At 31.4% G+C, this 14291-nt stretch carries 9 protein-coding genes; 7 read left to right on the top strand and 2 right to left on the bottom strand.

Annotated features, from left to right (window positions below):
• The first annotated feature begins 15 nt into the window (after positions 1-15).
• Together ACWVCY_RS06970 and ACWVCY_RS06965 are read left to right on the top strand one after the other, a co-directional pair.
• Positions 16-915, top strand: a complete 900-nt coding sequence (locus tag ACWVCY_RS06970; protein ID WP_455141476.1) for an ABC transporter ATP-binding protein — start codon at positions 16-18, stop codon at positions 913-915.
• Positions 916-920: 5 nt separating this feature from the next.
• Positions 921-2624, top strand: a complete 1704-nt coding sequence (locus ACWVCY_RS06965) for a hypothetical protein (protein WP_455141474.1) — start codon at positions 921-923, stop codon at positions 2622-2624.
• 107 nt (positions 2625-2731) lie between these two features.
• Here ACWVCY_RS06965 and ACWVCY_RS06960 read toward each other — a convergent pair whose 3' ends face one another.
• The gene (locus tag ACWVCY_RS06960) at positions 2732-3706 is read right to left on the bottom strand and encodes a GNAT family N-acetyltransferase (RefSeq protein WP_455141472.1); all 975 of its coding nucleotides are present in this window, start codon (positions 3704-3706) and stop codon (positions 2732-2734) included.
• Positions 3707-4109: 403 nt separating this feature from the next.
• Between ACWVCY_RS06960 and ACWVCY_RS06955 the strand changes: the two genes are divergently transcribed.
• The 5 genes from ACWVCY_RS06955 (at position 4110) to ACWVCY_RS06935 (ending at position 11044) form a co-directional block, all read left to right on the top strand.
• Positions 4110-5033, top strand: coding sequence for a DUF5700 domain-containing putative Zn-dependent protease (locus ACWVCY_RS06955; protein ID WP_455141470.1), 924 nt, complete (start codon positions 4110-4112; stop codon positions 5031-5033).
• Between the two features lie 221 nt (positions 5034-5254).
• Positions 5255-6103, top strand: coding sequence for a hypothetical protein (locus tag ACWVCY_RS06950; RefSeq protein ID WP_455141468.1), 849 nt, complete (start codon positions 5255-5257; stop codon positions 6101-6103).
• 199 nt (positions 6104-6302) lie between these two features.
• Complete coding sequence (locus ACWVCY_RS06945) at positions 6303-6992, top strand: ABC transporter ATP-binding protein (RefSeq protein ID WP_455141467.1); 690 nt, start codon at positions 6303-6305, stop codon at positions 6990-6992.
• Positions 6992-10054 (top strand): ABC transporter permease, encoded by a 3063-nt coding sequence (locus ACWVCY_RS06940; RefSeq protein ID WP_455141465.1) that lies wholly within the window; start codon positions 6992-6994, stop codon positions 10052-10054. Before ACWVCY_RS06945 ends, ACWVCY_RS06940 begins: the two co-directional genes overlap by 1 nt.
• 12 nt (positions 10055-10066) lie before the next feature.
• The gene (locus ACWVCY_RS06935; RefSeq protein WP_455141464.1) at positions 10067-11044 is read left to right on the top strand and encodes an ATP-binding cassette domain-containing protein; all 978 of its coding nucleotides are present in this window, start codon (positions 10067-10069) and stop codon (positions 11042-11044) included.
• A gap of 52 nt (positions 11045-11096) precedes the next feature.
• On the opposite strand, the gene ACWVCY_RS06930 is transcribed toward ACWVCY_RS06935, so the two are convergent.
• A partial coding sequence (locus tag ACWVCY_RS06930) for a hypothetical protein (protein ID WP_455141462.1) occupies positions 11097-14291 on the bottom strand: 3195 nt, incomplete at its 5' end.

Below are 14291 nucleotides of genomic sequence, written 5' to 3'. Positions count from 1 at the left end.
TTGGAGATACAATCTTTGAATAAAGACATAAAAATTAAAATCAAGGATTTAACCAAATACTATGGAAAAACTCGTGGAATTGAAAATTTAAATTTAGAGATACACAAAGGTGAAATTTTTGGATTTCTAGGACCAAATGGAGCTGGAAAAACAACCACAATTCGATGTATGATGAATATTCTTATTCCAACAAAAGGGGATATTTGGATAAATAGTGAAAAAATCAGCCGTATGAACAATAAAGTTCGTGATAATATTGGATATATTCCAGAAAATCTAGCTCTCCCAGATTATTATACTGCAAACGAGTTTATATCATATGTAGAAAGTATGCGTGGTAAGCCTGCATTAAGAAAAAAGGAATTAATTAAAAAATTTGATTTACCTTATAATAAAAAAATCAGAGAACTTTCTAAAGGAAATAAACAGAAAATTAGCGTAATATCAGCATTTATGCATGACCCAGATGTTTTAATTTTAGATGAACCAACTGCTGGTTTAGATCCTCTTCTTCAACAAGAAGTATATGAAATGTTAATAGAAACTAAGGAACGTGGCAAAACTATATTTTTCAGTAGCCATAATTTAGCCGAAGTTCAACAAATTTGTGATCGTGTTGGTATTATAAAAGATGGATTTCTTGTCAATGTTGAAAATATTGATGATCTTAGCAAAAAGGTTCCACGAATCTTAGAAGCTCGTTTAAAACAGGTAAATCCTTCTATACTTCAAAATTTAGGAGATAACTTGTTATCAACAAAAGATAATGAGGTAAAAATACTTTTAAAACAAAATGATTCAATTGATAAATTTTTAGAATTATTAATTCCTATGGGACTTGAAGAACTTGCTTACCCTCCAGGAAGCCTACGAGAATACTTCATGCAGTTTTATGGAAAACAGGAGGAATTATAAACACAATGTATATACCATTATTTCTCCAGCGTTTTTATCTTCATTTTTTGAGACAAAGAATGGTTTTCTTTTTATCAGTTCTTTTTGCAGTAATGTTCAGTTTAATATTTGGTTTGGTTTATCCTGGTGAAGAAGGAACAGCAGGATATGTTGAAACTATTTCAAACATTTTTGGTGCATTAGTACAGACAGTTGATAATCCCGGGTATTATTTTTGGATACTATTTGGAAACATTTTTGCTTTTCAGATGTATATACCTTTATTTGCAATATTTGTTGGAGTAAATATCCTTCCTTTTCGTGATAAAGATGGTAAGGAACTTCTTTTTACTACATCAAAATCAAATTTAATATTCCTTTTAGAAAATTCAATTCTTATTTCTATTCTTCTATCTTTAACATGTTTTATAGCTTATCTTATCTCTATTGCTTTTTTAGCATTAAATACCAATTTGGAAGGAGTCCCAAATATAACAAGTTTATTTATAATGATTATATTTTTAGGTTTAAATTTCGCCTTTCTTTCTGCTTTTGGATGTTCATTAACTTTTTCTAGAAAAGGAGGATATTTACTAGGAGGGTTTTATTTTATATTTAATTTTTTAATTGGAAATGTTCCCATTACAGATGAGCTAGCTTTCTTAAAAGATTTTAGCTTAACCTCAAGGGCAGAGATTTTCATGAATAGTGTTGAGGCAAAAATTCCTTTTGATTTCGTTTTTCTTTCAATAATACTAGTTTTTAGTTTTATCCTAGGAATATTCATTCTTCTTTGTCGAAAAAATTTCATAGAGAGTTATTCTCAAAAGAGTTTAGTGATAACAGACAAAAGAAGTGGAATTCTGAATAAATTAACATTTATTCAAACTCCGCTTAACAAATTATTTTCATTTATCGGTTGGAGATTCCCTATTATTCGTGATCAGCTTCAAGCAAATACAGGATTAATTACAGTCTTTTTAATAGCAATTGCTGGTTTTACTATATATGTTCTTAATCAATGGGGAGCAATTGAACCTTCTGAATTTGGAGCTTTACTTTATCCACTACTCCAAAATCCATTTTTTAAGGGAATTCTTTATGATCATACTCAAAGTATAAATCTCAGTCTTGATAGCTGGTTAGCTTATCAATTATTTGGCTTCTCATGGCTTTATTATGGTGTCTTTTTACTTCTTATTATAAATGACATAACTAATCGTGATTATAAGAATGATTATGTAGAATTGACCTATGCACTTCCAAAAAGTCGTTCAATAATAATTCTCCAACGTACAATCGCTTCTGTTTTCGTTTGGCAAATTCTATTTGCTACGAATTTTCTCACACTTCTAGGTATGGAAATATTGTTAAATGACTATTCAGATTTCAATAATTTAATTACTGCGTTTCTTACAATGGATTGGGCGTATACTGTCACATTTATCTTTTTCTTAGCCTTTTTATTACTATTTCCTTCACAACATGGTTTTAAAATCGTGTTGATAGTATTTATAGCCTCAATACTAATGGTTCCTATTGCATTCATCCTTGATATCGCTTTGTTATTATTCATAACACCTTTTGGTTATTTTGACATGGTAGGCCCAATAGTTGGCGATCTTAGCCTCTTTGATATCCTTCCTCAAGCTATCTTGTTTACTTGTATCTCTATAGGGTTTTATGTTCTAGTTTTGAAATATAGACTTCCTACTAGAGATCTGCTTTAAATTTCACTAAATTAATATTATTTGTTAGTAAAACACCTTTCATTATTCTAAAGTAATAATTTAATAAAAATCTAGTTTCATTTTAAGTTTTATTTTTAATAATTCTATTAAGTACTATCTAACCCAGAATACAGGAAATTCTCCGAACCGATTCCGAAAAGATGCTTAGGGTTTACATTAATGACGTCAGGGGTTAATGGCTTCAACATGAAGGTGCTCCAATCATGAGGGATAATTAATCCAGAGATTTTTGATAGACTTTGAGTAATAATGGGATGATTGCTTTTAACTTGAATATATGGTGTTAAAAATCGTTTAGAGAGTGCAGATATAGCATAAATTGCATCCATTTTATCCAATAACGTAATATCAATTACCTGAAGTACTGAACCAGCTAGTTTTGCAATCAGATATCCTATCAGTCGATCCTCTTTCCAAATAAGCCAAATATTTTCTTCATCAAGTTTACCAATTGCTAAATCGCCAATAGCAACCATAGCAGGCAGAAATGGTTCATGACGCCTAGCAAATCCTAAAGCATCCTCTGAAATCTCACGAAATACTTTATCTGCAAGATTTAACCTCGTAAAATCCACTTGTTCAACTCGGAAACTATTATCAGTAATTAAAATTTTTTCTCGTTGAAAAATTAAGTTAGATGAAGAAAATACATCTTGATATCCTAACTTTAAATAAAAAGGATGAGCAATACGGAATTTTGATGTACCAAGAGTAGAAAATCGTAATCCTTCCTCACGCATTATCTCATGTGCTTTATTCATTAAGATTGTGGCAATTCCAAGACGTTTGTATGTAGGAAGAGTACAAACAGCCCAAATACCTCCAACATCCTCTGGTCCTTCCTTAGTAACCATAGGTAATCTAAAAACTCCTACTTGTCCAATAACTTTATCATTTTTAACTGCATATAGAGCAAGAAATGGAAAAGGTCGTGGGTCATATTTTCGAATTAAACTTACCCTTTCAGGAGTAAGAGCAAAGTCTAATCCTAATAGATTGATTTGAAGTACCTCTAAAGGATCAACATTATCATAATCAAGAATTTTTATCTTTTCCACCATTAGAACTCTCTTAGTTTTTCAATCTTTATGTATTAGATTTATTTTTAATTTTTCTTATAATAAATGGCTTCAATTTATCATTTATATGGAAAAAGATAGGAGACTAAAGTTAATTCTATAGAATCTTAAAATCTTTAGGATAAGATTAATATCATTTACTGATAGAAATTAAATCTAAGAGAAAATATGGGACATTTTGTATTTAGCGAAAATAAATTCTGCTCTTTAACTAAAAACTATTTAATAAAATGAGGTTTATCTAAATAATTTTCTTGTTTGACAAATTTACTATAAAATTAACTTACCAGTTTAGGTACTTATAAAGAATAACAGATTTTCGTACCTTCCAGATCAGTCAATTCTCCTATTGATCTAATTAAAAAACGATTCTGAAGTGAAATTTATGACTCCTGATGACAAAGAACCTTATATCAAATTTAGTACATCAACTCTAGAAAAAATTATTTTTCATCCTGAAGATATTCTCAAGCGTGAAGAAGAATTTTGGGAGAACGAACGTGCACAGTGGTGTACCAAACTTTGGGCGAAAAATGTCAATTATGAAATAAATTTTGATGAATGGAGGGATAAAATATTGTTTTGGTCTAAACTTTCTGAGAATAAAAGACAAAAGGATGGGATTATGAAAAATAGTAGAAAAATAATAGAAGGAAAAGAATTGTTCTTAAATAAAGCTCTTCCTCATCTTTTCTCCTATTCACCTAGAGGATCTATCGAAAATTATGACGTTACAATTCAATTTACAGCATTTAATCCAACCCACGCATTTGCCATGGAAGATATTGTTATAGATATCTCTGCTCCTTATTGGCAAAACAATCTGGATATAATTTATAATACATTGATACATGAACTCTTTCATTGTTGTTATTCGTGGTGTAGAGATCATAGAACAGAAGGGAAATTAAATAGAAATGATATACTAAATTATATATTAGATAATTTTCAAAGTGAGGGTATTTGTACATTTGTTGGATATAAAGCTCAACATTTATTTCCTGCATCAAACATTCAAGACTATACCCTTTTAGAGAATGAAATTGAATTAAAAAGGTTATTAAATGAAGTGAATAAACTCTTCTTAAATATTGGAAAATTATCAGACGAAGAATTAAAGAAAATAGCTTGGAATATAGGTGTAATTAAAAGAGGGTATTATGTTGTAGGTGCACACATTTGTCAAATTATTGACGAGAAAGTAGGAAGAAATTCCCTCCTTGAAACACTCACTACAGGTCCTTTTTCATGGATAAGATTATATAACACTTTAGTTAATAATGGAATGAAGATTCAACTTCAAATATGAGAAAAATGCTTGAAATCACCTTATAATGAAGAATGGATTACTCTAAGCTAGTATTTTTAATTAATTTCTATTTTAATAAAAAAAAGAAGTTTAGGATTTAGCTATCAATATTCTTTACTTTTAAGATCTATTAATAACTATTAATGTAAAGGTGGTATTTGCCATAATCGAAATATTTACCAATGTAAAATCAAATTATGATGGATATAAGGTGTAAAATTTTGACATCTACTAATATAGAGAAAGACTATGAGTACTACAAAACTTATGATCCTAATGCAACAACTGAAATTGATCTGAAAGATTTCCTTCAGAAATATTTTTCCTACTTGGATAAATTTTTCAATTATATAAAAGCAAATAAGGAAAATATTCATGAGAAGTTTGTTATTAGAACGCAGGAAAGACTTAACAATGATATGATTTCTTATAAGAATGATCTAAAGTATATTCCACTGTACGAAATCAAAAATTCTGTTCCTTTTCTAAAACAATACCCTTTATTTTTAAAATTGGTATTCAAATATTATGATGTCCAGCAGATTGAGGAACTTGGCAATGGAAAATATAAGATACGAATCAGTAAATTACTTAAAGCTAAGCATATGGTTTTATACCACGTTTTAAAGGCTCTAGAGGATGTCCTTGGGAGAGATATCACTATTCAGTTGTATAAAGATTTTATTCTATACAATGCTCAGATAATTGGGAAGGAAAAACAAAAAATGACATGTAGCGAGGCTAGAAACTCATATGTGAATTTTTGGGTAAAGTGTGGAGGTTTTAATTTTGCAATTTATGATTTTGATGAAGATATGTGGGTAGCTAAATTTGATAAATGTGCTTGGTATGAATCTATGAAAGATGTTGATGATCAAGAAATAGCAAATTATGTTGTTTGTTATCCAAGTGTAATCAATACTCTACATTCAAATGAATACGTGATTAAAAAAACGTCTCAAACACTTTTCCAAGGAGATATTTGTGATGAATTATATTATAGTCGACATGTTCATAACGATCCTGAAAGTCCTTCACAGGAATTTTTGAGAAAACTTGTTGTAAAATAAATTCTTTTACAATCCAAACACAACAGGCTAAAAAAGATATTATATTTTTTTTTATTGCTTATTTTTTGATATTTTTTAATATGTGGGGTTAAGATTCCACATTCTTTTCCTTTTTAAACTATAAAATAATTAGCTTCTTAATCATTTTAAAGCTTTTAATTATCTTTATAGTCTTTTTAATTGTACGGAGTAGTTGATATTGTCATTATTAACAGTTAAAGAGTTACATAAGACATTTAAAATACCTCATGGAGAAGATATTAAGGTTCTCCAAGGTATTAGTTTAAATGTTGAACCTGGGGAGTTTATTGCCATTATGGGGCCATCTGGATCTGGTAAAAGTACTTTATTAAATATTTTAGCAAGTATAGAGCAGTATGAGGATGGTTTGGTTTCAATAGATAATCTAGATTTGAAAGCAACTAATCCAGTTGAAACACGAAGAGCTAAAACCTCAATCATTTATCAAGATTTTAACCTCTTGCCATATCTTTCAGCATTAGAAAATGTAATGATTCCGTTTATGTTATCAGGAGGAAATGAGGAGTTAGCTCGTGAGAAAGCTGAAAAACTTCTTGAAAAAGTTGGATTAAAGCATCGAATGAATCATTTGCCTGATGATTTGAGTGGTGGTGAACAACAGAGAGTAGCTATTGCTCGTGCGATGATAAATGACCCAAAAATTCTCTTAGCTGATGAACCAACAGGGAATCTCGACTCTAAAACTGGTATTTCAATTATAAATTTATTCAGAGAGATTATTACAGAAAAACATATTTCTATAATTCTAGTGACCCATGATGTAGGAATTGCACAAAAAACTGATAGAATCTTAATTCTTCGGGAAGGGCATCTATTTCGAGAAGAAGACGTTTGGGAGGCAATATAATGAACCAAACAGAAACTACTCAAGAAAAATTTCCTAAAGCCAGTAGAATTCGAATTAGAGAACGATTAGTTTATCTGAAAGCTGCATTTATTTCAATAATTCGAAATAAACGTAGATCCTCTTCAATGATTGCTGGGCTGGTATTAGGAATTTCAATATTATCTGGAATTCTGCTTTATTCGACCGTATTGATGAATAATGTATATGATACTGTTATAGAGGGTTCTCCTTATGAAATTCGTATAGATTTTAGAGGAAATTTTAATGATTCCCAACTTGAAGGTTTTAAGAATAATTTCAAATCTAATCCACAGGTTTTAGATGCGCAGCTTTTATATGGCAATGCACGGACAATTGTAGAAACAACTGGTACTTCTACAACTATGTATACTCTTGCCAATTTAGAAGCTGAAATACTCGTAGAATATAGTAATCAAACGTTCTCAAATGCTGAAGGGATTGTTTTCTCAAATACCTTCCTTTCTTCCTCTGATATTGGAGTTAGATTTAAGAATAAGCTACTTACATCACCAGATACTGGAATATATACTAATTCTAGTCCCTATTATCATGGTGTAATAATTTCAGAGGATCTAGTTGAAAAAGCACGAATTCAACAAGGAAACATCCTAAAATCTATTACTCTTGCAATTACTCAACAAGATCCAGAGAATATTTTCAATCAGAATACTCTTTCTCAAATTACTTTAAGTAATGTAACAGTAGCAGGGATAATATCCTCAGATATTGGAGCCTCTGCAGGAATTTTCTCTGAAGCATTAATGTTTGGAACAGCTGGATCAATTTATGTACCTCAAGAATTACTGGAAAGTCAAAATAAAACCGTATTCTTAACAGATCTTCGAATGAATGAAATGAGATACGCAGTTATAAAAATAGATGAGGATAAATTTAATTTAGCTGATCCACAACAAGTTAATAGCCAAATTAACCGGTTAATAAATGAAATTGAGAAAACCAATTTGGTTTTCATTGGAACTAATCTTGTGGAAGGACAGTTACTACCATTTCAAATCTTAAGCCTGTTTATCTTTATTTTTGATGGGATTCTTACTGTTCCAGTTGCTATTTTATCATTATATTTACTCTCTTTTGGTGTAGATCTATCATTACATGAAAGAAAATATCAAGTAGGAATTTTAAAAACTCAAGGAGCCTCTCCAAGGCAAATTAAGCGAAAAGTGCTAATAGAGACATTTATTCTAGCCATTAGTGGCTTAATTATCGGTTATTTAGTTGCGATATTCGCTGCATGGGGTATTGGAACAGCAAAAGGATTTATGAGATGGGATTGGGATTATGCATTAAGTGAGCTTCCCGACTTTTTCTATTTCGACCAAATAGCATTTTTTGTGGTTGGAGGCCTTATATTTGTAATATTATTACTTATGGTAAATGGAAAAGCAAATACTTTTATTGAAATGGAAATAACTGAGTCTGTACGTCGTACAGAGGTTAAAAAACAAAATTTTCTACGTCGTAATAATCTAGACTTAATATTTTTTACTATTGGACTTCTAGTATTAGTTTTAGTTATTGCGAATGATTGGTTTGGCTATTACATTAACTTAGGAGTAGTTGGAGGATTTCTAGCACTTTTAGGACCTCCTCTATTTTGGATAGGAGGAGCTGCTTTAGTCGCTCGCTTAGCTGTCTTCATACCTCCTAAAGCAGATCGCGTAACACGGAAAATAGGATTCTTAAAAGATATCAATTTATTAGCGAAAGGGAATGTTTTTCGAAAAGCAGGGGATATGCCACGATTAGCTTTAATTATAGCTTTAACTGTATCGTTCAGTGTTCTCGCTGCAGTACAAGGCAATACAGGGGAATTTCATAAAGAACGTCTAGTAACTTTTGAAGTTGGTGCTGATCTTTCGGTTTCAACTAGTCTTAATTTTTCATCATTAATAATACAAGAATTCGCAGCTAGCTCAGATAAAATTGATAATGCTATGGCTATTGGAGTTACTTCAGCAATGGTATTCAATGATCCAGTTTTATTATACACAATCGATAATCAACTTTATGACACTGTAGGAATTTGGCAAAGTGATTCTGTTCCTGATTCTACTCCAACAGACTTAATAAATAGTTTAAGAGAGGATCCAAATGGAGTTCTTCTTGGTAAAACAGTTTTTCGTGAAAAAGCGTTGGAAATTGGTGAATCCTTTACAATTGAAATATTAACATATCATTGGAATGGATCGTTTATTAATTATGATTTTATTCCGCATAATGTGACCGTAAAAGGTGTGTTTGATCACTGTCCCGCCGGAATTGGACCAAGCAATATAATTATCGATCATTCATTACTTAATCGTGTCAGTAATTTGACTGCTTTAGCTGAAAATTTAAGCTCATTACCTCCATTCATAACTGCATTAATCCCAAATTTTCTTAAAAATCAATTAAATTTATTTACAAATGATTCAAAAGGTATATTGGCTTCAAAATATCTTATCAAAACAAAACCAAATGCAGATGTTAAAGCTATTAAAAGTGCTCTTCTTTCCCCTACAAACTCATGGATTATATCTGTTAAAACTTTGAAAGAGGAGATTCGACAAGCAAATGAAATTGAAAATGTTGATTATGGAATACCTGGCTTATTAACTGCTGATTTTGTCATCTCTCTACTTGCAGCCACTTTAGCTACATTTATATTCATGAGTATTCTAATGGAACAACGAAAAAGAGAATTTGCTATTCTTCGTAGTTATGGTGCCTCTGATCGTCAAATTTATAAGTTAGTATTTAGTGAATCAGCTGTATTACTCCTTACTTCTGTAATTTGGGGATTAATAATTGGATTAGGCCTTTCAATACTATTTAATGGGTTTTTTGAATTTATCGATGTTTTTATAACTCCTTTAAGTACCCTTGCTTCTGGTGTGACATTAAAGCGCTTAATTATATTTGATACCTTGGGATTAATAGGAACACTGACCCTTACTCTAATAGCTATGTTAATTGCTACCTATTTCTCCACACGAAGTTCTATTAAAGCAAAAATTTCAATCGTTGTTCGTGAATTATAGGAGGAAAAAAGAATGGCTAAATCACTATTAAAAGCGCAAAATCTTTATCACATTTACCGTGCTAAACAAGATCAAGCATCAGTTGTGGCATTAAAAGGTGTAGGTTTTGAAATCTCACAGGGAGAATCTGTTGCAATTGTTGGGCCCTCTGGATCTGGAAAATCAACATTGTTACGAGTCTTAGGGGGCCTTATGAGACCAACAGCAGGATCCGTTATATTCAATGAAGAATTTGACATAACTAAAACCTCTGAAGAGGATTTGACTTTCTTTCGTAGACATGAAGTTGGTTTTGTTTTTCAAGAGGGTAATCTTCTTCCTGACTTATCTGCTTATGATAATGTTGTTCAATCAATGACGCTTGCAGAGGTCCCATATGAATTTAGAAAAAAACGTGCATTGGAATTATTAGATACCATGGGTGTTCTTCCTCGCAAAAACCAACTTGCTACACGGTTAAGTGGAGGAGAAAGACAAAGAGTAGCTATAGCACGTGCAATGGCAAATAATCCACGAATTATTATTGCAGATGAACCGACAGGAAATGTAGACTTCAAAACTAGTGTTCGATTATTAGAACTATTTAAACAGTTAAATCGAGATACAGGAATGGCATTTCTTTTCGCAACCCATTCAAATCATGTTGCAGGGTATGCAAATAGAAGTATAGAGCTTAGAGACGGTCTTTTTCTGGGACAACATGGAAAAGATATTGACCTCTCTAGCTTAGATCTTTCTCGGATGGTAATTATGGATAGTGATAATCGTATTACCTTACCCGAAAATATTATGGGTCAATTAAAAGAAGTAGGATCACTGTGGAATATTAGTGTAGTAGAATCTAAAAAAATCCTCTTGACTCCCTTAGAAGCTATTGCTGAAGAACAAGTCCCTATTCAGGACAGTTTTGAACAACGTGAGTGTCCAGTATGTGGTATCATGAACCCACCAGAAGGAAAATTCTGTATCTCCTGTGGAGCGAAGTTCTAGCACCTAGAAAGTTGAATAAGTATTAATGAATAAATTTTAAATGAAATAAGAATTACATAACTTTCGGTTCAAGCATTATTGGATAAATGACTTTTAAGCGGAAACATTTCTCTAATAATTTGTATGCTTTGACAAGTGATACTCCATGTTTTGTAAGAGATGAGGTAAAAGTAACCACATAAAATGCAATTTGACCATCACGAAGCAGAAGACCCTTCAAGTATAATATGTGCTTTCGTTCTTTTTCAGTGAATTCCTTGCGCTGATTGTGAAATCGGTTAAAATCCAGGGTTAATTTACTTAATAATCCGACATTTAGATGTTGATAGATCAATCCTCTAAATTCTTCAGGATAGTCTCTTATTCCTACATCTTCTAGATCCTGTTGACTAAATCTTGTTTCAATTGCCTCATGAAGTCTTGTAATCTTCTCTTTCATAAATTCACTTAAACGTCCTTCAGATACCAAGCTTATTGTAGAATATTCACCATGATGCGATAGTATACTAAACCCTTCTCTTTCTAATACATCAAATTCTCCTTTCTTCATCGCTCTTTTAGATACTTCAGTTACAAGACTAGATACAGCTGATGTTAATCCTGCTGTTAAATCAAGATCCTGAGTTTCAACTAAAAAGTTTTCAGTATAGAATGCTATTCCAAATTTATTTCTACAAATAATCGATCTTATGCTTAAAACATCAGTAAAACGTTGGGCTATCTCTTTTTCTTTCTGCTTTTTTACATATACTTTTTGTCGTTGTCTTCTCCGAAGACTAACTGCTCCAAAAATAACCACCAAAGGAATAACTATACCAGCGATTATAACTGGTAAATACTCTTCCCATGAGATGGAATTATCTGGTGGAATCGTAATGAAAAATGGCTGAGAAGATGATTTCGAAGTACTAAATATATTAGAACCTTCCTTTGCAATTATACTCCATGTAATTGTTCCACTATTAGAGAAAGAGAGGGTAGTAACATATAAACTACCATTATAATCCATATTAACTGTTTCTGTCTGTAAATCAGCTCCACTTCCTCCAGACCCTCCTTGGGAAACAAATTCATAGTCTAAGATTACCTCCGAAATTCCTGATCCCCAATCTGAGACATTAGCCCATATTAAAATCGAATTGTCTGATTTTTGAAAAATACCAGCATCTATAATCACTGGCCCCCAATAGGTTTTCAAACTAACATTCTCGACTAAAATAAAATTAGGTTTACCATCATAAATTAATATTGAATAGTTGAAAGTACAATTACAATGGATATAAGTTGAATATGAATACTTTGAAGCTATTAAGCTCATTCTACCGAATAAATTTATCCATGAGGTGCCATTAAAGTAGTCTATTGTTATTTCAGCAGCATTAATTGAACCAAAATAATCTGTTGCATCAACCCAAAAATTTAGTCGAGAGAAAGAATGATTTATTAAGGTTTCAGTATATCCAAAATCTTTAACAATTGGAGGAGACTTGTCTTCAATAATCTCCATATTCCAATGGGTAATTGCTAGATTATTACAATTGTCATATGCACTTATTCTGTAATTAAATGCGTTCCCTGGAACAAATCCTGAAACTGTATATGTATAAATATTTTCTGATCCATTCTTAGACATAGTTTCGTTAAAAATGGAGATAAATACAAATTCTAGTCTTACTGAGGAATGGTCAGATGGAAGACCACTTCCAGTCGAATATTCAATCACCTCAGCCCAGAATGTTACGGTACCATTTTGATATTCATAAATACCAGTATTTAGTATTTTAGGAGCTGATATATCATTTATCAGAATCGTACGATTACTTATTCCTAAATTACCTGCGTTATCAGCTGTCCAGACTTCTATGATAACTTCTTCTCCATAATTAAAGGTTTGTTCGAAGGTATAGAAGTAGAAGGAATCATACTCCATTAGATATTGATTTGTAATACTTTGATGTGTAAAATTAATGTAAAAAGTGTTATTGATATCACGCACGTCCCCATACAGATCGTTTGCCCAAGAAGTTATCGAAATCTTTCCATCGGTAACAGAGGAATTTTCTATTGTAAAAAAAACTGTTGGTGGAATTAAATCACTCAATTCAATCTTTTGATACTGGTCAGGAGTAATATCTACTATATTGGAAGCTGAATCGATAGCTATTGTATAATACCAAACATCGTGAAGTCTAAAGTCGAAATTATGGATTTCTTGGTAAAATAGATTGTCATCAATACTATTCATTGATACATTATACCAAGTTCCAAAATAGTTTTGCGTATAATAAAGAGTCGCCGTAGTATCATTATCAGGCCAATCAATAACATTAGAATTAAATAAAACTGTACCATTGCCAAATTCTTGAGCATTGAAAGTAATTTTTGGTACACTATTATCACCAATAACCGCTATATGTTCAAACCCCCAATTTATATTGCCTGCAAAATCCGATGCAGTAATTCTATAGACTACTGTGTCATTAAAATTAAATGTATATTCAAATTCGTAGGTTATTTCACCAATTGGATATAAAGGAAAAGTATCATTGGCCCAACTGCCATTATAAATTGCTAGATAGATAGCTACATTACTGGTATTTACTCCACTTTGATATTCATTCATTTCTTCTACAGTAGCTCTAAAGACTACAAATCCCTCTTCATGAGCACTTAGATTATAACTTGCATCATATATGACTGGTTGATATGAATCTTGAGGATAAATTAACCCAAATTGGGGAGAAAACGTATTATTGTTCTCATTACCGACACTATCAACTACTGAATGAATAGAATAGTTTAATAAAACATTATAATAAGCAAAGGTCTCAAAAATCCATAATCCAGACGAATTGAGATACATATTCGAGTAAGTATTATTAATTCTTAACACAACTTGTTGGACAAGACTTTCTTCGTCAGATACATTGGCGTAAAATATTAATGATCCATCTTCATTATCAGAAACGTTGTAGTAGTATACAATAGGGGGAGTTAAATCGCCTAATGTGAAAAATAAGTTCTCGGATTGCTTTTTGTTAGATGCAATATCTAGGGCAGATATATTGTAATAGACATTGATTCCCAAACTTGGAACTCCTTCAAGAGCTGTATCATTATAAAAGTGAGTTCCATCCAAAGAAACCATGGAATAAACGCTATCACGTAAAACAGAAGAATCTGTTGAATTTTTAATAGTTAAAGAAAGGTTGACACTATTAATTTCGCTTTCATCAAAAACATCAGC

The sequence above is a fragment of the Candidatus Hodarchaeum mangrovi genome, assembly GCF_975850365.1.
This window is presented reverse-complemented; position numbering and strand designations above follow the sequence as displayed.

Excerpts from the sequence above, each read along its gene's own strand:
- ACWVCY_RS06965 (WP_455141474.1), top strand. The coding sequence starts at position 921 with ATGTATATACCATTATTTCTCCAGCGTTTTTATCTTCATTTTTTGAGA.
- ACWVCY_RS06960 (WP_455141472.1), bottom strand. The coding sequence starts at position 3,706 with ATGGTGGAAAAGATAAAAATTCTTGATTATGATAATGTTGATCCTTTA.
- ACWVCY_RS06955 (WP_455141470.1), top strand. The coding sequence starts at position 4,110 with ATGACTCCTGATGACAAAGAACCTTATATCAAATTTAGTACATCAACT.
- ACWVCY_RS06940 (WP_455141465.1), top strand. The coding sequence starts at position 6,992 with ATGAACCAAACAGAAACTACTCAAGAAAAATTTCCTAAAGCCAGTAGA.
- ACWVCY_RS06935 (WP_455141464.1), top strand. The coding sequence starts at position 10,067 with ATGGCTAAATCACTATTAAAAGCGCAAAATCTTTATCACATTTACCGT.